The organism is Psychrobacter sp. Ps6, assembly GCF_022129235.1.
In the GTDB taxonomy this organism is placed as follows: domain Bacteria; phylum Pseudomonadota; class Gammaproteobacteria; order Pseudomonadales; family Moraxellaceae; genus Psychrobacter.
The window spans coordinates 24,177-43,901 of the sequence record NZ_JADQAI010000011.1 but is presented as its reverse complement, the minus strand read 5'-3'; the positions used below and the strand labels follow the sequence as shown (position 1 = coordinate 43,901).

Here is a 19,725-nt window from a genome sequence, read left to right as displayed (position 1 = left end):
AGCATGATAGGTCATATTGCTTATGTGAGACACGGTATCAATCGTTTGTTTTTTGCATTTTACAGATCTAATTTATCCAAAAACGAGGCAGTACAATCGTAACCTTACAACAAGTCTTGGTTACGTATCACTGATGTCACTTGCTGATTGAATATGTTTTGATAAAAGCGCAAGCTAAATAAGTCGTATCAATCAGTCTACAACAACGGTTTATCATCCTTGAGGTGGTAGACCATGAATAAAAGCAAGACGGAATACATTCAAAATAGCAACTCAGTATACAATCATTCACTAAAACACTTTACGCATAAGGTAAATGCCTACAGGTGATTTAAGAGTGACTTGTGAGTATGGTATTAGCTTGTGACAGTGAGGGGCATAATCCCCTACACTAATTGACGTGAAAATGGTCTGATGTTGACTGTATCGGGTTTTTACTCTGCGTATTCATTCATCAATAGTCAGTGTTGGAGCATGTCTCAGTCAGTATTTTAATAGAAGTATTTGCAACATATAAATAAAGCGCCGTGTGATGGGGTACAAGAGACGTCAAAACACGTATCACATCATGAGCGCTGGATAATAAAGACATCTTCACTCGTGCGCCCTCTATGTGTTTGTCTTTATGACATCATAGGCGCACAGTGCTATTACCCATTTTACTAACAGTAACTGGCTATTTATTTTAATTCAAAACGTAGCTTTCGTTATATAGAAAGGAGTTTCAAATGGTATACCAAGGAAATCGCATCACGGTGACAATGCTAGAGGATGGCATCGCCAACATGCACTACAACGCTGAAAATGAGAGCGTGAACAAATTTGATGCCGAAACCAATAAACAGTTTGGTGAAGCCGTGACTGCTTTAGAGAAAGCGGACGACGTGAAAGGTCTTATCGTCACTTCAGGCAAAGGCGTGTTTATTGCTGGGGCTGATATCACAGAGTTTGTGGCTTCTTTTAAAAAGTCAGAAAGCGAGATCAAAGATTGGGTCGTTCATGTCAATGACGCTTTTAATCGTTTTGAAGATTTGCCATTCCCAAAAGTTGCGGCCATCAATGGCGCAGCAATGGGCGGCGGTTGTGAAATGACGTTGGTTTGTGAATACCGCGTCATGAGTGACAAAGCAATCATCGGTCTACCAGAAACCCAATTGGGCATCTTCCCAGGTTTCGGTGGTACGGTTCGTAGTACGCGTATCATTGGTATCGATAACGCGCTTGAGCTTATCGCTACTGGCACACCAAAAAAACCACTTGATGCGCTAAAACTCGGTTTGGTTGATGCGACCGTTCCTGCTGACGACTTGCAAGATGCAGCCATTGATTTGGTCAAAAAATGTATCTCAGGTGAGCTTGATTGGAAAGCAAAACGTGAAGAGAAACTGGCTCCTGTTAAGCTAAACCAGCTTGAGCAAGCTATGGCATTTAATAGTGCCAAAGGTGCTATTTTCGCTAAAGCCAACCCTAAGCAGTACCCAGCACCAGCTCTTGCTATTGAAGCCATTGAGAAGCACGTCAATCTGCCACGTGACAAAGCAATCGAAGTAGAAGCTGCTGGTTTTGCAAAAGCTGCGAAAACGCCACAAGCAGAAAGCTTGGTTGGTCTGTTCTTAAACGATCAGCTGGTCAAAAAACTGGCCAAAAAACACAGCAAGCTTGCACATGATATCAATGAAGCCGCTGTGCTAGGTGCTGGTATCATGGGTGGCGGTATCGCGTATCAGGCAGCCAGCAAAGGCTTGCCAATCATTATGAAAGACATCAAATCTGAGCAATTAGATCTTGGTATGGGCGAAGCCAGCAAACTGCTTGGTAAAATGGTTGAACGTAAGAAGATGACCCCAGCGAAAATGGGTGAAACTTTAAGCCGCATCCGTCCTACTTTGAACTATGGTGACTTTAGCGAGACTGATATCGTTATCGAAGCGGTCGTAGAAAATCCAAATGTGAAGCGTGCAGTTCTAAAAGAAGTAGAAGGGCTAGTAAAAGACGATTGCATCCTAGCGTCAAACACCTCGACGATCTCTATTACGTTCCTAGCAGAAGCGCTTGAGCGTCCAGAAAACTTCGTCGGTATGCATTTCTTCAACCCAGTACATCGCATGCCACTCGTCGAAGTTATCCGCGGTGAAAAATCTTCTGAAGAAGCCATCGCGACTACCGTAGCACTCGCCTCAAAAATGGGTAAAGTGCCAGTTGTGGTCAACGACTGCCCAGGTTTCTTGGTCAACCGTGTCTTGTTCCCATACTTTGGCGCGTTTGATTTATTGCTTAAGCAAGGTGCTGACTTTGCTCATGTTGATAAAGTCATGGAAAAATTCGGCTGGCCTATGGGTCCTGCATACCTAATCGACGTGGTCGGTTTAGATACAGGTGTACATGGCGCAGAAGTCATGGCGGATGGTTTCCCAGATCGTATGAAACCAGACTATAAAGGTGCGATTCAGCATCTATACGAAAACGAGCGTCTCGGTCAGAAAAACGGTGTAGGTTTCTATAAGTATGAAACTGACAAGCGCGGCAAGCCGAAGAAAGTTGCTGACGAAGCTACTTATGAGTTGCTAAAAACTACGACTGATAGTGAGAAGCAAGAATTCGACGATCAAGCAATCATCGATCGCACTATGTTGGCTTTCTGCAACGAAACCGTTCGCTGCCTAGAAGACAACATCGTGAGCACGCCAAGCGAGGCCGACATGGCGATGATTATGGGCGTAGGTTTCCCGCCATTCCGCGGTGGCCCTTGCCGTTATGTCGACCAAATGGGTCTAGATAACTACTTGGCACTATGTGAAAAGTACGCTCATCTTGGCAAAGCCTATGAAGCCCCGCAAAAGATTCGCGATATGGCAGCCGCAGGCGAGACTTTTTACTCAGTCGAGTAATGAACATACCGTATTAGGATAAGTGTGGTGCGTCCGCCAATATAAAGACAATCATGGATGTGTTGATAGACTTTGATGACGGACGTACGGTTTTAGCTGGTTTACGACAGCGTGATATATGGCATTGAATCGCAGCGCGTATAACACACAATGCTTTGCGAAAGAGAATCCCATCATAACGCTGGCGTGAACGCTCTACACTGACAATAAAAATTGAAAAGGAAGATAGTATGACAACTTTAAGTCCAAAAGATGTGGTCATCGTAGATGGCGTGCGCTCGGCAATGGGTAAAACCAAAAACGGTATGTTCCGTCATGTACGTGCGGATACCATATCCGCTGAACTGGTACGCGCGCTAGTAGAACGTAACGACTTTGATACCAATGACATCGAAGATATTATCTGGGGCTGTGTCAACCAGACACTAGAGCAAGGCATGAACATCGGTCGTAACATTGGCCTATTGGCAGGTATTCCAAAGACCGCTGGTGGACAAACGGTTAACCGTCTGTGCGGCTCATCTATGCAGGCACTACATACCGCAGCTGCACAAATCATGACCAACCAAGGTGATGTGTTTATCATTGGCGGTGTTGAGCACATGGGTCACGTCGGCATGATGCATGGTATTGATCTAAACCCTGCTGCTTCTAAGCACTATGCAAAAGCCTCAAATATGATGGGCTTGACCGCTGAGATGCTAGGCCGTATGAATGGCATTACGCGTGAAGAGCAAGATGCTTTTGGTCTTGAGTCACATCGCCGTGCATGGGCAGCGACCACTGAGGGTCGTTTTGACAATGAAATCATCGGTATCGAAGGTCATGATGCTGATGGTCGCTTGCAACTATGTACCGTGGATGAAGTCATCCGTCCAGATGCAACCATGGAGCAAATGCAAAAACTACGTCCAGCGTTTGATCCAAAAGGCGGTACCGTCACGGCGGCAACGTCATCTGCACTATCTGACGGTGCATCAGCGATGCTAGTGATGAGCGCGCAGAAAGCAAAAGATCTAGGTCTCAAGCCGCGCGCCCGTATCCGTAGTATGGCCGTTGCTGGTTGTGACGCAGCCATCATGGGCTATGGTCCTGTACCTGCTACCAACAAAGCACTGAAACGTGCTGGCATGAGTATTGGTGACATGCAAACCATCGAGCTAAACGAAGCCTTTGCTGCTCAAGGCCTATCGGTATTAAAAGGTCTAAATTTATCTGATAAGCAAGATATCGTTAACATCAACGGTGGTGCCATTGCTCTAGGTCATCCACTAGGATGTTCAGGTGCTCGTATCACAGTGACATTGCTCAATGCAATGGAGCAGTCAGATACCGAAATCGGTCTAGCGACGATGTGTATCGGTCTTGGTCAAGGTATCGCCACTATTATTGAGCGGGTTTAATTTTAAAGTCGGCAACCAGTTTGTAACATTTGTTGATTAAAAGTATTTGAATAATGACCCCTAGCCGTGATGGCTGGGGGTTTTTTGTGAATATAATGAGCGAGTTAATGCTTGGCGTAATCAAGAGCACACAGGTACGTATGAAAATTATCTCCATTGACGCATTCAAGAAACTGTGACTAAATAAGGGTGAGCTGAGCTAAGACCATTATTAATGAAAATTCTAATGATGGTCATTTTAAAATAGCTTTTAATAATAAATATCAGCCGTACAAGGAGTGTATTATGTCTACGATGATTACTGATCGTACTTACCGAATTGCTCGTGAAAACACCCAAGCGATGATTATCGATGTACAAGAACGCCTCACGCCGCATATCTATGATCACGAAAATATCGTCAAAAAAACAGTGACCATAATCAAAGGACTGCAAGCGCTCGGTATCCCCATCATGCTCAACGAGCAGTATAAAAAAGGATTGGGCGATAGCTTGCCAGAGCTTCGTGATGTGCTGGAGGGCGACAATGCAAAGAGCTTTGAAAAAGTCACATTTAGTGCCTGCGATAACAATGACACATGGCATCATTTAGCGCAGCAAAACCGTAGTACCGTATTGCTTATCGGAGTTGAGGCGCACGTCTGTGTGTTACAGACCGCACTTGATTTGCTAGACAATGGCATGCAACCAGTCATTATTGGTGATGCTGTTGGCTCGCGTTTTCCATACGACAAAAAACAAGCCATTCGCCGTATTCGCCGTGCAGGTGGGATAATCTCGACAGTAGAAACCATTTTGTTTGAATTGTGCCGTAGCAGTAAAGACCCTGCCTTCAAAACCATTCTGAATCTAATTAAGTAGATGGTTATATAATAGAATACTGAGTCATTTAACCCAATGACTTATAAGAAATAGCGCTTGATAACATCAGCGCTATTTTGTTGTTAGCCACACCATAATGTGTAAAATTATCAAAACATTAGAGAGAAATATGCCCTCAAATACACCTGTGTCATTGACCGATCAAAAATCTGCTGCAACTATCGACATAGAGGATGTCACTCATTTCTTACTAGAGCTAGATGCGCTCAAACGCGTAAATCGCCGTAGTTACGTGACTCATACCACACGCAGAGAAAACTCTGCCGAACACTCTTGGCACTTAGCCATGGCGTGCTGGTCAATTGCTGAGTTGTTTGAGCTGGATGTCAATCATGAACAATTGCTAAAGATGGCCTTGGTACATGATTTGGGTGAGATCGACGCTGGCGATACGTTTTTGTTCGCAAATAGTCGTAGCGAGGCACATATTGAGGAACGCGCTGGCATAGCCCGATTGCAAGCAGAGCGTGGTAACGGGATTGCGGCTTTGAGTGAGGTTTGGGAGGAGCAAGAAACGGGTAGTAGCAAAGAGACTCAGCTGCTCAGAGTGGTTGATCGTTTATTACCGTTTTTACTTAATCTCAATACTGAAGGAAAAACGTGGATTGAATCTCAGGTGACGCGCTTGCAAGTGGCGGCGGCGCTTGCTTTTATCAAAGACAGCTTTCCTCCTATTCATGATTGGCTCTCACACAATATTGACTATGCGACTGAGCAAGGATGGTTGATCGACGCGTAAATCTATAAAAACGCTAGGCATAAAAAAGCCCAGTTGAGCATTGTGATCTATGCTTCACTGGGCTGATATTCTTGAGCACTTTTACACAGTCATGCTACTCAGCGCTTGCCATTCCCAATAGTTGACCCATTTGTACCACGCTATTGGCATTCATACTGTCTAGCCAGTCGGCTTTTGCTGCTTTTGGCAACACTACGATAGCTGTTGATCCTAAATAAAAACGACCAAGCTCTTCGCCTGCCGCAAACTGCATATCGTGATCCGCTTCTTGTATATCATCCGTGCGGGTAATTTTGCCCGTCGCGACGGTTTCGATACCAGCGACAATCATAGCACCTACCATGACAACGGCCGCTTTGCCATATTTGGTATCAAACAGACAGACCAGACGCTCATTACGCGCAAACAAGTCCGGCACATTAGCTGCCGTGGTATTGTTGACCGAAAACAGCGTACCAGGAACGTAGCGAGTTTTGGTCAGCGTACCAGTAAATGGCATATGAACACGGTGATAATTGCTAGGTGCTAGATAGATTGTCGCAAAGCTACCATCGGCAAAATAACTGCCATCTTCGCTATCAGCAAGCAATTGGCCAACGTCATAATGACGACCTTTGGCTTGTAGCATTTTATGATCTTTAATTTGTCCAAGCTGAGAGATGATACCGTCAGCAGGACTTACGATGCCGTTTGCAGTGGTATCGATGGTGCGAGCATCTTCTTTTAGTTCACGGGTAAAAAAGTCATTGAAACTCTCATAAGCATTAAGGCTTTGGCGCTCATATTCATCTAAGCTGATGTTATAAGCTTTGGCAAAACCACGGATAAAGGTACGTTTGACATAAGGATGACGACTGGCGGCCAAACGTCCAGCGACTTTACTGAGTTGCTGCTGCGGTACCAGCTGTTGTAAGGTGGTAAATACATTCATAATAAGGCTACCAAAATAGGATGTGATGTCATTATTGCATGGGCAAGTTAATGACCATATTTTATCATGGACAGCGTATTATTGTCTGACCATAAACTGTAAGCCATTTATAAATAAAGAAGGTCGTAAATGAAAGCACTGATACAACGAGTGAGCCGTGCGAGCGTCACTATCGATGAGCATTGTGTTGGCAAAATTGATCATGGGGTATTGGCCTATATTGGGTTGGGTCATGATGATGATTTCGCCGCCGCCCAGCGGATGATTGACAAAATCTTGACCTATCGTATTTTTGAAAATGATGACGACCCCGCCAAATTTGGTAAACTGGATAAAAACGTTCAGCAGGTCGGCGGCGGATTGTTATTAGTGTCACAATTTACTTTGATGGCAAAAACGGATAAAGGTCGCCGCCCTGATTTTGGTGGCGCGATGGCACCTGATGCGGCACAAGCGCTGTTCGAGAAACTCATCGACTATGCCAAAACCCAGTATTCAAATGTAGCCACTGGTCAGTTTGGCGCTGATATGCAAGTTGAAAGCGTCAATGATGGACCACTCAATTTTCTATTGGAGATCTGACACCAGAGTGTCATCAGGCTGTCATAATTAATCCGTTTAATAGATAGAGACTGGTGAGTATTTATCGCCTTTTTATATGCTAGATTTTGTCCGCTAACACCGAGAATGTCCTATGTATAATGAGAAAATTTTGATTGTTGAAGATGAACCTGCGATTCGTGAAATGGTTGTGATGACGCTAGAAATGGCTGGGTTTGATAGCCTACAAGCGGCTGACGTATCAGAAGCGCATCAGCAAGTGGTCGATCATAGACCGTCATTAATATTATTAGATTGGATGTTGCCCGGAGACAAGAGCGGTGTTGATTTTTGTCGTATGCTCAAAAGCGATGAGATGCTCTCTGAGATACCCGTCATTATGCTAACGGCCAAAAGCGAAGAAGACAGCAAGGTTCATGGGCTCGATGCAGGTGCAGATGATTACATGACCAAGCCTTTTTCGACGCGTGAGCTGATTTCCAGAATCAAAGCCGTCTTGCGCCGTAGTAGCGCGATGAGTAGCGACAAGCCTATCGAAATTGGTCAGCTGAGTCTCGATACCAAAAGCCAGCGCGTGACAGCCGCAGGAAAAGTCATTGAGGTCGGCCCAACAGAATATCGCTTGTTAGCATTTTTTATGAGTCATCCAGAGCGCGCCTACACAAGAACGCAGCTGCTCGATCAGGTTTGGGGCGGTAACGTTTATATCGAAGATCGAACCATTGATGTACATATCAAGCGTCTACGTAAACTATTGCGCCCTCATGATTGTGATACATTGATACAAACGGTGCGCGGTACAGGCTATCGGTTCTCTAGTCTCATTGAGCCAAGCTAATCTTGTATAAGTTGATTTTTTATAACTTGATCTTGTACGAACAATGCCACCATAACAATAAATAAAATAGCGGATAGTGGTAAGGATAAGAAATGAACAAGATAGCGCCAGCAAAAAAGAAAAAAGACCATAACTATAATAATGAACAGCAAGATGCGCCAGCACAAATCGCTAGCCAAAATGCGGCGGAGCAACTGGAGAAAATCAGAAGTGCGCTGCGAGCATTGCGAGATGCGGTCATCTTACTGAATGAAGATGATGGGTTAGAGTGGTGGAATCAGGCAGCGCAGGATCTCTTGTCACTGCAGCCAGCTGACAAAGGACAAAGTGTGTTTGACTTTATCACTGTGCCTGAGTTCCGCCAGTACTATCAAAATACTACCCTGCCGAACGACGGCGTTCATATAGAATCGTGGCGCGATCCCAGCCGTTATCTAAAATGTGAGCTCACGCCTTTTGGTGATGAGAAGCTATTGTTTATTTATGACGTGACCCGCGTACAGCATTTAGAGCAAATGCGCCAAGACTTCGTGGCAAATGTCTCGCACGAGCTGCGCACACCGCTGACAGTGATGATGGGCTATTTGGAGAACTTCTCCGACCAGCCAGATATGCCGCCACAGTGGCGTCGCGGTTTTGAGCTGATGACTCAGCAAACAGCCCGTATGAATCGAATCGTAAATGACTTACTACTGCTCTCCAAGATTGAAATCGAAGAGACACATGAGTTTAATGATGTCGATATGACCAAACTTCTCACCAATATCTATGATGATGCACAGGCATATAACCAAGCGTACAAGCACACCATTCATTTGCACATAGATACTTATGACGGGTTATATGGGTCGGAGGTTTACTTGATCAGCGCCTTGTCCAACTTAGTCATCAATGCGATTAAATATACGCCAAAAGGCGGTAATATTACCATCAGCTGGACGCAGACAACGGATGGGTGCCGATTTGCGGTCGAGGACAATGGGCTTGGTATCGCACCAGAGCATATTGCGCGTTTGACGGAGCGCTTTTATCGTATTGATAAAGGGCGTAGTCGTGCCACAGGCGGTACAGGATTAGGGCTGGCTATCGTAAAGCACGTTTTGCATCAGCACGAGGCGCAGTTGCAGATTGACTCAGTAGAAGGAGAGGGGTCGATATTTAGCGTGGTGTTTCCAGCCGCGTATGTAAGGTCGTCTGCGACAAATTAGTACAGCTCTTGTTCCATATTATTTAGACTCGTCATGCGGATTTATTTAGCATGCCTAATTTAGTATACCTAGTCTTTTTGCAAAAGCGGGTAAGGGTTTACGGCACTGCCATTAATATAAATACCGTAATGCACATGTGGCGGTGTCCCTTTTGCATTACCGCTATCACCCACATAACCGATAATATCGCCTTGATTGACCCAATCATTGGGAGCAATATCGGCATAGTCTTCTAGATGCGCGTAATAATGACCAGCACCGCCAGGCCCTACCACGACGACCACGCGCCCACCCAAATTATTCTCACCAACCTTACTCACAATTCCCTGCGTGGTCGATTGTATCGGCGTACCACGTTCTGCAAAGATATCGATGCCTTCATGTGAGCGCCCTTGACTGCGTGCCGCACCCCAAGTGTCCGTCAGGTTTTTCTCTGGCAGTGGACTGGGCAGACTGTTTTCTGTGGGTAGCTCTTGCTGCAACAGACTTAACTGTTGCCACTTGGCGACCACAAATGATTGGGTCTGCTCGCTAATGCTGGGTAGCAGCTTATCAAAGACAAATAAGAATCCTAGCAATACAGCCGCTTTAATCAGTACGCCGAGTACACGACTGACAAAAGAAGGCTTCGGTGGTTGGCTTTTTCCATCTGCTAGCATTGATGTCTCTTATCTGTTTTATATTGTATGAGCTAATATTATAAAAGCCCTATCTGCTAAGGTATGTATAGCATTGTTATCTATGACTTTTATCCCCATAAATACAGATGTGATTAAATACAAGCACAGCAAATATAACTTTATCTACTTAACGCTTCTGTTGAGCGATGAGGGTGCTGGGAATGGTTAATTTTTATGAATGATGCTTTGAACACGGCTGATATTATAGATACGGCTACTATGGCTGAAACGGCGCTTGTCATCGATACTGAAACCGATCAAGGCCGTGATCCGAGGCCGATTCAAGTGGCGACTATCAACGTGGCAACTGGATTTGAATGGATGAAGTACTTCAATAGCGGCCGCTCTATATCACCTGTCGTCATCAAGGTGCATGGCATTACTGATGCTGATGTGGCTGGTCTTGAGCGTTTTGAGCCAGATCAGTTTGAGCTGCCAGAGTATTTGATTGGTCATAATGTGCGCTTTGATTGGCGAGTGATTGGCAGTCCTTCTACTAAGCTGATTTGTACTGTGAGACTCGCGCGCGCTGCCTTTCCAGAATGGCGTGCTTATGGTCAATCTCGATGCATTGAGCAGCTAATCGGAAAGGAAGAGGCGAGCACGATGACGATTGCCGCTCATGATGCGCTAGGGGATGCACGGATGTGTTATCTGCTTTATCAAGCCTGCTGCGAGCGTTTAGAGATTGCACCGACCGATTTTGCTGCGGCACATGCTATCTCAAATAAAGCGACGCCTGTGAGCAAGATGCCATTTGGCAAGCATAAAGGTAAGCCAATCAAAGAAGTGCCTATCAACTATGTTAAATGGATGATAGGCAATATTCATAATATGCAGCCGTCATTGTATTCTGCCCTAAAGAAGCGGATAGAAGCAGAAAAAACAAACAATGCTGAGTAATAAAAGTGCATTTACTGACTTTGTGTATTGATACAAATAAATGATATCAGTCGCTATGGCTTCTTATACTGATGGATGAACAACGCTACTCGCCTTTACTAAACCAGTCTACTGCCATTTGCCAAAGCTCTGGCGCTTTGGCATTGGTTTTACTGCTAAAGTAGCGCATGTGGCCGATATGATTTAATCCGAAATCTTCAGGATTTAAAAACCGCTTTTCGACTGGCATGTTCGTAAATACGCGTATCATGTCATCCATGTTTTCGCTATTGGCGATATCGTCATCGCTAAAACCAAGCCACAATGCTGGCATGCTGAGTGCATCGTAAAAATGGGTGTGTATACTTTTACCAAAAGCAGTTTTGATATAGCCTGCGCCATTACACCATTCACGCCATTGACGAGCCACACCGCGCGGTAGCGGCTCGCCCATGCCAATCTTGTCTGAAGGCGTATAGCCTAGTGTTAAATTAGTAAACGGAATAAACGCATCCATAAATCCCATGGCTTTGAGCTTATAAGGCATGCCCATGTTTTTGATACGGCCTGAAGAGCACGCGACATTGAATACGGAAGCAATCGCCTGATAGTTTGGCATCAAACCGATAAGCTGCCCGCCTGCGCTATGACCGATAAGGTGATAGGACGCCTCAGGAAACGCATCTTGCAGCGCATCAAGTACGGCAGGCATATCGTGGCGACCCCAACTTATCAGCGAAGCATCACACTTTGCCAGATTGGTCGAAAGCGAATCACCAATCCCTTCATTATCAAAAGTCAGTACGCCGAATCCGCTCTCTGCTAGATATAGGGCAAAACTATGGTAAAAATGGCGTTTGATACCGGTGGCGGGCGCGATCATGATCGCTGTTGTCGTGCCCTCTTTAGGGCGATAGACAGTGGCTGCCAATGCTTGATTGCGATCGGTCATGATACTCAACGAGTAAGTGTCGATATTGGTCGCACCATCAGCAATATTAGGACTAATCAAAGGATTGTTAATGATACTTTCTGCATGCTCTGCGGCAGAAGCAGCGTTGTGATTATCCATCGTGATACCTTCATGTTTTTTATGAGTAGATAGTGATTATTAAACTGCGATGAGTCACTAATTCCCATGTTTAAAATGTAGTTGTTGCGTAGTGATAATTCGTTGTGACTATGTGGTAGCATTGCTTATGTTAAGATAAATACTAGCGAGACAGGTACTCAAATATGACTTTCAAGTTTTGTATGACTTGGTTGAACTCATTCTATAAATGATGTGCATAACACTATAAATGAAACGTGTGGTATTTGACCTTTACTAATAACAAACACTCAATAAAAAATGATCGATCAATTAAGGAAACTATATGCAAATGAAAATCAACGATGATACTTATGATGTAATCACGAGCAAAGACATCACCAATATAGAAAAAGCCGTGGATAAATCTACACTGACTATGCCGCTAGTGGCTGTGTATTGCGGTTCGCGCTTGGGCAACAATGATGTGTATGAGCAGGCAGCACGCGAGCTTGGCAGTGCGTTGGCAGATAATGGCATGGGACTGGTATATGGCGGTGCTAGCATTGGTCTCATGGGCGCGGTCGCAGATGAGGTCATCAAAGGTGGCGCTGAAGCCGTGGGCGTCATTCCAACCTTTATGCTCAAACACGAAATCGCTCATGAGCAGCTGACTCGCTTGCATTTGACCGATACCATGCACACGCGTAAGACCGTTATGGCAGAGTACGCCGATGCCTTTATCACGCTACCAGGCGGGCTGGGCACACTAGAAGAAATCATGGAAATCGCCACATGGCGTCAGCTATATCAACACGAAAAGCCAATGATTATTTTAAATATCAATGGTTTTTATGACCGTATGATTGAGCATCTAAAATATACCACCGAGCAAGGGTTTATGAAGCAGCAAGATTTAGATCGTTTGGTGGTTTGCAATACCATCAACGAGGCAATCGAGATGCTACAGACCGTCGTGACCATCAATGATCATGTAAATACAGAAAAAATGGCTGGTAGCAACAGCTAAGCTTTGTAAAATAGAGCAATTAAAAGCAATCACATAAAAAAGGAGCAGATAACCAAATATCGGTTGTCTGCTCCTTTTTTGATGGCTAATGTGATGGCTATCAAAATTTAGAAATAAACAATTTTACTATACACCAGCAGGTGAGAGATCATCTAGTGCTGCTTCACGAATACTATGATTGACATCTGCCATAGCTATTGGGAATCCACGCTGCTCAGCGAGCACACGTGCAACCTTATCAACAGCCAGACCATCATTGTGTGTCAAGTACGACCATTCGTGTGCATAGCGGCTACGATTCATTGGCGTATCGTTTTGTATCAATCCCAGCGTCGTCAGCTCAGTGACTATCTGATCAGCGGCGATCAAGGTTGAAGATGCTTTGACGTTTTCTGCACGAGCGTAACGTATATTAGAATACAAGCTTACGTCAGCCACGCGCAACGTATCGTCCTCTCCAGGAATTTGCTGCCCACCATATAGCGCATTGCCGACAGTACGCGCACTATTGAATGTCGGTACAAACTCAGCCACATATTCAATCGCCTGCTGGCTACGCGCTTGTAGCGGCGCTTTGTCCCAGCCATCCTCGATATAGTGTATGTATTGCTGTGGCAGTTTGGGCTGAGCGCTGTCTGTGCTAGATGCGACCAGACCATCATCAAATAAGGTAATGGCTTTACTCATGCCATGTATCTGAAAATACCCACCCGGATAGGGGGTTAACTGCGCCATGCCTTCGGGCGTACCTCGCTGACCGTAGACGATAATCTCTGGAATCTGCCCGCCTGCATCGCCCCAATGGGTGACATAAGAGGATTTAAACTCGACCATGCGTGTGACTTCAACACCAACCATGTCATCGATGACACCAGTGCGAAAACCGCAAGCATTGACCAGATAATCGACTTCGATAGATTCAGCTTGGGAGTCGTTTGCTTGCTGATAGTCGATGCGCCATTTAGTGACATGATGATTGGCATTGCTACAGTTTTCACAATCCACAGGGACTACTTTTTGCACTGTGGTGTCAGTAAAGACATGGGCATGGTCATATTCTTCAAGCGCCAACTGCGCAGAAGCTGCTAAGCGAAAGATATTCCAGCCGTACTCTTGTACGACAATCAGTGGAAATTTAACTTTATTTAAGTCTAAGTATTTGGCTACTGGTATCATCCACTCATCAACCGTACTTGGCACTTCGACTTGCTCACGCTCAGACAGCTCAAGCAACTGCTCATGGCTATAAAGCTGATAGTAATCCTCAGGCTCGCCAAGTACTTTATTGTTGGTATCCTGCTCGATGAGCTCTTGATAAGCTTCTGTCAAAATATCCAAACGCGGTAGCAAGTCTTCAGGCAGTCCTTCATCGCGTGTCGGCACCGCAAATGCAGTAGGACGAACATCGATGGTATAAGGATAGAGACGTAATATATCAATACATTGCTTGAGGAGAGCCACACAATCTTCATCAGGTATCTCGCGGTACAAGTTGCCGCCAGCATGCAAGTGACACATTGGTGGACCATCAATGAGTGATTTTTTCTTCTCAAACAAATAAGTCTCAAGCCCTAGTGCCGCAAGGCGAATAGCAATCGTTGACCCTGCAGTACCGCCGCCCAAAATACCGACGCGTTTAGTAGGACGTCTGATTGGCGAGTTTTGATGATCTCCATAAGACAGCACCTTAGAAGAATCATCTTGTTTGACAGAATGAGCGTGATTTTTATTAGAAGACTGAGTCATTGTCGTCATTATATCCTTAGTAGCATTTGCATCAGGCCATGCTCGGTGTAATCGTTAAATGTCTTGTAACTATTGATATGCGTGCGAAGGCCGCTAAGTTCAATATTTATTTATAAGCCACAATAGAGGTGTTTTCCATTGTGTAGTAATACTTCATTTCTATAAGTTCATTTTACGAAGAACTACAGACAATATGATGGCAAATACGTAAGTAGATGCATGAGTTTTGTCAACGAGGTAAGGTGGTCTTGGTCAGTTCTTAATAGACAGTTTTAAGTGCAACATCTGGAGAAGGGCAATAAGGTCAGTTTTCTGTAGCCAAAAAGGCTTGTGTTTAAGCATTTTGTAAAATTCAGCCACTTTTGTAAGTTTGTATATTGATGGCCATCATCGCTAAAAACTGTGTGCTATATTTATTTCGCTCAAGTGAGGTTAAAGCTCTGTTTTTATCACTTTCACATCAAAAAATAAAAACGGCTCATAAAATTTACTATTACAATTATTAAAATGACAAGGAAGTTGCTATGAAAAATATCATGATGTTATCTGCACTAACTGGCGTATTAGCATTGACCGGTTGTACAACCCTGAAAAGTGTCGTTGGAAATGACATGTCAGGCACGCACGAAGTCCAAGCGACCAATAAAAACACTGCCCCTGTCGCTAGCAAAAATGGCGTGTTGGTTGATGCAACCAATTACATGACGCTTTATACTTATGACAAAGATTCAATGAATAAGTCAGATTGCGGCGCAGCGTGTCAAGTTGTGTGGCCAATCTTCCAAGCACCAAGCAATGCTAAAGCTTCTGGTCAGTTTGCGGCGTTCAAGCGTGAAGATGGTAAGTATCAATGGGCAATGAATGGTAAGCCATTATACTTCTATGCTAATGATACAAAAATGGGCGACAAAGATGGCGACGACAAATTTGACGTTTGGCATGTTATCCCAACCAAATAGTATCTTATAACACTATTGTTGGACAAAAAAAGCAGCCCTATTATAGAGGCTGCTTTTTTTGTTGTTGCTAGTGAAAGCGACTAATAGCGAATGACGTCTATTTTGACTTTTTCTCTACCAATTCGCCGTCTATCTGAATAGGCACATTGGTGGTAACGCCTTGCGAGTACGCATCCATGCCATAAGCAGTACGATCGATATTGCCTGTAGCGCGGAAACCAATCACAGGCTCTTTAGTAAGAGGGCTGTTATCGATTTTCTTTAGCGTTAGGTTAAGGGTTAATGGTTTGGTTTGACCGAGTAACGTAAAGTCGCCAGTGACTTTTGCTTGTTGTAGATTGATAAAATTAACCTGAGTCGATTTAAAGCTCATGGTAGGATACTTCTCAACATTGAAAAACTCGTCGGTTTTTAGATGCTTGTCACGGGCTGCCCAAGCAGTATCGATACTGTCTGTATCAATGACAAAGTTAAGCTGTGTTTGGTTTGGGTTTTTTAGGTCAAACTGCACGGTACCGTCGACGTCACTAAAGTGACCCATAACCGTAGAAAACCCCATGTGCTCAACAGAGAAACCGACACGAGTATGTGAATTATCTAGTTGCCACTGAGTTGGTAGAGCAGCGCTTGCCATGGTCGTGATAGCAAGTGCTGAGCTGATCAATAGTGCCTTAGTAGTGGTTTTGATGGCAGTGTTTATCATTGAATAATCCTTATTTAGTATTAGAGAAGTCGTGCTTACCGATAAGTAAAAAGTGCGATATTTTTTGTAGAAAACTGACTAGCCATATAGCCTAAAAATGCATAGATAAATGACAAAGCAAGCTAAATCTCGTTAGATTAACTACAGATATCTGTATAATTGATTAATTTAACTAACCAAAATATTGTACTGGGTTAACTCATACATCTCAACACTATTTCCCTCTTAGTGACAACTTATCACATATAACTATCATAACTGTGGCTTGCGTTGGGTGACAAAAACCGTTAAAATCGCGGTTTAATTTTCCCGCTGGGGAAAGGCTAAGTGAGCAGAAGAGTGGTGCTTTGTGCTGGAATAAGCCAGTGACACAGTTGCCATACTTATAATGTCCTTAGTGCCTCAGTTACGTATGTTTTCGTTTGTTTGAGACATCGCTCATGATGTTGATGCAAATTGCCATACATACATCGGACCTAGAGAGTTTATTATGCGTAAAGATATCCATCCTGATTACCAAGAAGTTTTATTCCATGACACGAACGCTGACGTGTTCTTTTTGACTCGTTCAACGGCTAAGACTAAAGCGACTCGCGAATACGAAGGTAAAGAATACCCATACTACCCACTTGATATCTCAAGTGCGTCGCATCCATTCTATACTGGTGAGCAACGTAAAACCTCTACTGAAGGCCGTGTTGCAAGCTTCAACAAACGCTTTGGTGCATTTGGTGGCCGTAGCAAGAAAGCTGCTGACGCTGCTGAATAATTTATACCTATGGTGTAAATGTGTTTTGCTAAGCTATAAAAAACCGCTGATGATTCAGCGGTTTTTTTGTGTTGATAAATCAATACTTGCGTGTTTTTAGCAATCCGTCTGAGCGGCGGATGAGTCTAACAGCTGGGTCATGTTCTCTACGATCTGCTGTGCCCAATAACCGTACATGAGGCTACTCGGGTGAAAGCCATCACTAGCAAACATCACCGCAATATCAATAGGCTGACCATTACCATGCTCTGATATCATGCGCGCAAAGTCAGTCGCCATATAATTGACACCGTCATGAGCAGCGCAGACTTGTTGCAATATGTCATCTAATATCGAGGCTTTTGCACCAACGAAATTATTGAGCGGGGAGGGAATCGCAGGCATTTGCGCCATCGGTGGTAAGCTTAAAAAGATCAGTTCGCGTACGCCAAATTTACGCTGCGCAATATTAATGATATCTTCAATTTGCTGCTGCCATTGATGCACAGAAACGTTGGACGTCGTATCGTTGACCCCAACGCTCAGCAACATCACATCGATAGGTTGGTCAGGAATAGGGAAGACATATAATCTGCGCAAAATATCAAAGCTAGTATGACCAGTCGTCGCTTGTAATGACCAATTGAGCTGTCCAAAGTTCGATCGAATAACGGCATTCTGTTCCAATATCGGAATCAGCTTACCAACCAGTGCCTCTTGCTGAGTTTGGCTACCGACACCCGCTGCTGCTGAGTCGCCGACGACCATCAAATTGAGCGTCTCTTGGCTTTTAGATGATACTCCATCATCTGCTTTTGATAGCTCAACCATACCATGTCTTTCGCCGTTTGGTTCCGGCAAACGAACGGTTTCACGCTTGATTTTGCGTCCTTGATACAGATAAACAGGCGCAAGTAGGACATCTTTTGCGATAGATGTCAGTTTGTTGGTGTCTACCATCCTGCACGTTCCCTAATAGTCGTGAGGCTTTCCTCAATTAATAATTGACCATCAACATAGACATCGCGTAATAGGTTGTCTGATGGTGCACCCAATGCCTGCTCTTTTATGGTTTTGATCTGACCATTGCCATCTTGTACCAGTGCTAATCGTCCTTTTTTCGAGCGCTTTGAGCGGCTGGTGATAGGATCTTTATAAATATCTTTCCATGTGCCATCGATACAGATAGCGCTCGATTTCATCGCCCAGCTCATGGTGTCACGGTTGACTTGCTGCAATAAACCACCGCCCATACCAAATGTCACGTTTTCTATGCTAAAGCCTGCTTTGATTATCACGTCAATAATTTTGCTTAAGCTTTGTGAGCTGATGCCATCGCCTTGGATGATGCGCACGTAGTCAGGCAAGACTTTATAGCCTTTGCTGTTTACCGTAGTGCCAAATTTCACCGCCAAGCGCTCTAGCGCTTCACGGACGACTTTGGTGGGCTCGCCGCTGTCTGGTCGAATGACCAAGGTGCCGCCCATGTTTTTGACGTCGTCTTTTAAGGCATCGCCCCAGATATTGTCGATTGCATTCCATAGGTCGTAACTGTCAGATACAACTGAAAAAGCTTTATCTTCGCCGCCAAACTGCTCAATCATATTGTGAAAAGCAGCGGCTTCGCCATCACGTCCCCATGCTGTCATCGTACTGTGTTCAGCCGCTGGAATAGAAAACGCAGGCATGTCATCACCCATTTGATACCAGCGACTGGCCGCAATGAGTGCTGTCATTGAATCAGTACCAGCAAAGTTGACCAAATGCGCCAAGCTGCCAAGGGCAACCGTCTCCTGACTCGACGCACCGCGCGCGCCAAAGTCATGTAAGCGAAAAGGCAGCGACTCTGTATTGTCTGCTGACTTTTCTAGCGCTTGACGGATAATTTCTTTGCAGTAGCGAGAAACACTAGCGACCGTTGACGGATACCAAATCGCGCGCAATAGCGCTGTTTCGATATAACTTGGTAACCAATAAAACTCTGGATCAGTGTTGATAACTTGGCACACCACATTGGATACTGGCACGATGCTGCCTTCAGGAACGGCTTGAATACGCAGTGGCAAATAGCCGTTGTGTTTTTCAATCAAGTGCTCCCAGCCCGCACGATTAAAGGTCAAGCCATGCGCTTTAACCACTTTTTCAGCTTCGTTGATATCTTGATGCGTGATAGGGGTGCTTAGGTATTCTTTAATAAAGGCTTGTAAGCCGAAGAACACCACATCATAGTCGCCTTTGCGCGCTTCAATGTAGCTGGACAGATACTCACTACCACTTGGATATTGCACCCAATGTGAGGTTTTATAGCTGTCACTATTTAAGATTAAATTGTTTAGATTACTGGTGTACATCACAGAACTCCTCTGCTTTGAGCTGCCGCAGCTGCGTTGAAAGAACAGTGGCGGCGGTTGAGTGCCGTCTATCGGCACTGGTATAAAAAGTTAAAAAATACATGGTGTAGATATCAGTGAGGGTTGATTTGACCATGACCTGCTTA

General features: G+C 44.6%; 19 protein-coding genes. 11 read left to right on the top strand and 8 right to left on the bottom strand.

Translation table 11 applies throughout. The features are described from left to right. The first annotated feature begins 728 nt into the window (after positions 1 to 728). The 4 genes from fadB to I3255_RS11950 all read left to right on the top strand — a co-directional run bounded on the left by fadB (position 729) and on the right by I3255_RS11950 (position 5,912). Positions 729 to 2,888 (top strand): fatty acid oxidation complex subunit alpha FadB, encoded by a 2,160-nt coding sequence (fadB, locus tag I3255_RS11965; protein WP_238039019.1) that lies wholly within the window; start codon positions 729 to 731, stop codon positions 2,886 to 2,888. A gap of 230 nt (positions 2,889 to 3,118) precedes the next feature. Continuing rightward, positions 3,119 to 4,291, top strand: coding sequence for an acetyl-CoA C-acyltransferase FadA (fadA, locus tag I3255_RS11960; protein ID WP_058025120.1), 1,173 nt, complete (start codon positions 3,119 to 3,121; stop codon positions 4,289 to 4,291). Positions 4,292 to 4,576: 285 nt separating this feature from the next. Beyond that, a complete protein-coding gene (locus I3255_RS11955) occupies positions 4,577 to 5,152 on the top strand; it encodes an isochorismatase family protein (protein WP_238039018.1) in 576 nt (191 codons plus the stop codon). Positions 5,153 to 5,282: 130 nt separating this feature from the next. After that, complete coding sequence (locus I3255_RS11950) at positions 5,283 to 5,912, top strand: HD domain-containing protein (RefSeq protein ID WP_238039017.1); 630 nt, start codon at positions 5,283 to 5,285, stop codon at positions 5,910 to 5,912. 94 nt (positions 5,913 to 6,006) lie between these two features. Here the strand turns inward: I3255_RS11950 and asd are convergent, their stop codons facing one another. Continuing rightward, a complete protein-coding gene (asd, locus tag I3255_RS11945; RefSeq protein WP_238039016.1) occupies positions 6,007 to 6,843 on the bottom strand; it encodes an archaetidylserine decarboxylase in 837 nt (278 codons plus the stop codon). A 129-nt stretch (positions 6,844 to 6,972) separates the two neighbouring features. Here asd and dtd point away from each other — a divergent pair, with 129 nt between their 5' ends. The 3 genes from dtd to phoR all read left to right on the top strand — a co-directional run bounded on the left by dtd (position 6,973) and on the right by phoR (position 9,450). Continuing rightward, a complete protein-coding gene (dtd, locus tag I3255_RS11940) occupies positions 6,973 to 7,425 on the top strand; it encodes a D-aminoacyl-tRNA deacylase (RefSeq protein WP_238039015.1) in 453 nt (150 codons plus the stop codon). Positions 7,426 to 7,537: 112 nt separating this feature from the next. After that, a complete protein-coding gene (phoB, locus tag I3255_RS11935; protein WP_223335088.1) occupies positions 7,538 to 8,242 on the top strand; it encodes a phosphate regulon transcriptional regulator PhoB in 705 nt (234 codons plus the stop codon). Positions 8,243 to 8,334: 92 nt separating this feature from the next. After that, the gene (gene phoR / locus I3255_RS11930; RefSeq protein ID WP_238039014.1) at positions 8,335 to 9,450 is read left to right on the top strand and encodes a phosphate regulon sensor histidine kinase PhoR; all 1,116 of its coding nucleotides are present in this window, start codon (positions 8,335 to 8,337) and stop codon (positions 9,448 to 9,450) included. Between the two features lie 68 nt (positions 9,451 to 9,518). On the opposite strand, the gene I3255_RS11925 is transcribed toward phoR, so the two are convergent. After that, a complete protein-coding gene (locus I3255_RS11925; RefSeq protein ID WP_238039013.1) occupies positions 9,519 to 10,109 on the bottom strand; it encodes a M23 family metallopeptidase in 591 nt (196 codons plus the stop codon). A gap of 195 nt (positions 10,110 to 10,304) precedes the next feature. Between I3255_RS11925 and I3255_RS11920 the strand changes: the two genes are divergently transcribed. Continuing rightward, complete coding sequence (locus tag I3255_RS11920; RefSeq protein ID WP_238039012.1) at positions 10,305 to 11,033, top strand: DUF3820 family protein; 729 nt, start codon at positions 10,305 to 10,307, stop codon at positions 11,031 to 11,033. Positions 11,034 to 11,118: 85 nt separating this feature from the next. On the opposite strand, the gene I3255_RS11915 is transcribed toward I3255_RS11920, so the two are convergent. Further along, positions 11,119 to 12,084: an alpha/beta fold hydrolase gene (locus I3255_RS11915; protein ID WP_238039011.1), complete on the bottom strand. Its 966-nt coding sequence runs from the start codon at positions 12,082 to 12,084 to the stop codon at positions 11,119 to 11,121. 304 nt (positions 12,085 to 12,388) lie between these two features. Here I3255_RS11915 and I3255_RS11910 point away from each other — a divergent pair, with 304 nt between their 5' ends. Further along, on the top strand, positions 12,389 to 13,072 hold the full coding sequence (locus I3255_RS11910; RefSeq protein ID WP_238039010.1) for a TIGR00730 family Rossman fold protein: 684 nt from the start codon (positions 12,389 to 12,391) through the stop codon (positions 13,070 to 13,072). Positions 13,073 to 13,198: 126 nt separating this feature from the next. Here I3255_RS11910 and I3255_RS11905 read toward each other — a convergent pair whose 3' ends face one another. Then, positions 13,199 to 14,827, bottom strand: coding sequence for an FAD-dependent oxidoreductase (locus tag I3255_RS11905; RefSeq protein WP_238039009.1), 1,629 nt, complete (start codon positions 14,825 to 14,827; stop codon positions 13,199 to 13,201). 515 nt (positions 14,828 to 15,342) lie between these two features. Between I3255_RS11905 and I3255_RS11900 the strand changes: the two genes are divergently transcribed. After that, positions 15,343 to 15,777, top strand: a complete 435-nt coding sequence (locus I3255_RS11900) for a hypothetical protein (protein WP_201599949.1) — start codon at positions 15,343 to 15,345, stop codon at positions 15,775 to 15,777. A gap of 97 nt (positions 15,778 to 15,874) precedes the next feature. On the opposite strand, the gene I3255_RS11895 is transcribed toward I3255_RS11900, so the two are convergent. Continuing rightward, positions 15,875 to 16,480 (bottom strand): YceI family protein, encoded by a 606-nt coding sequence (locus I3255_RS11895; RefSeq protein ID WP_238039008.1) that lies wholly within the window; start codon positions 16,478 to 16,480, stop codon positions 15,875 to 15,877. Positions 16,481 to 16,970: 490 nt separating this feature from the next. Between I3255_RS11895 and I3255_RS11890 the strand changes: the two genes are divergently transcribed. Then, positions 16,971 to 17,249, top strand: coding sequence for a type B 50S ribosomal protein L31 (locus tag I3255_RS11890; protein WP_075107333.1), 279 nt, complete (start codon positions 16,971 to 16,973; stop codon positions 17,247 to 17,249). Positions 17,250 to 17,345: 96 nt separating this feature from the next. Here the strand turns inward: I3255_RS11890 and I3255_RS11885 are convergent, their stop codons facing one another. From I3255_RS11885 to I3255_RS11875, 3 genes are read right to left on the bottom strand one after another with little or no spacing between them, the layout of a single operon-like run. Continuing rightward, positions 17,346 to 18,188, bottom strand: a complete 843-nt coding sequence (locus I3255_RS11885) for an SGNH/GDSL hydrolase family protein (RefSeq protein WP_238039007.1) — start codon at positions 18,186 to 18,188, stop codon at positions 17,346 to 17,348. Continuing rightward, a complete protein-coding gene (locus tag I3255_RS11880; protein ID WP_238039006.1) occupies positions 18,182 to 19,579 on the bottom strand; it encodes a nicotinate phosphoribosyltransferase in 1,398 nt (465 codons plus the stop codon). The genes I3255_RS11885 and I3255_RS11880 overlap by 7 nt, the downstream gene beginning before the upstream one ends. Continuing rightward, the gene (locus I3255_RS11875; protein WP_238039005.1) at positions 19,566 to 19,715 is read right to left on the bottom strand and encodes a hypothetical protein; all 150 of its coding nucleotides are present in this window, start codon (positions 19,713 to 19,715) and stop codon (positions 19,566 to 19,568) included. The genes I3255_RS11880 and I3255_RS11875 overlap by 14 nt, the downstream gene beginning before the upstream one ends. Positions 19,716 to 19,725 lie beyond the last annotated feature (10 nt).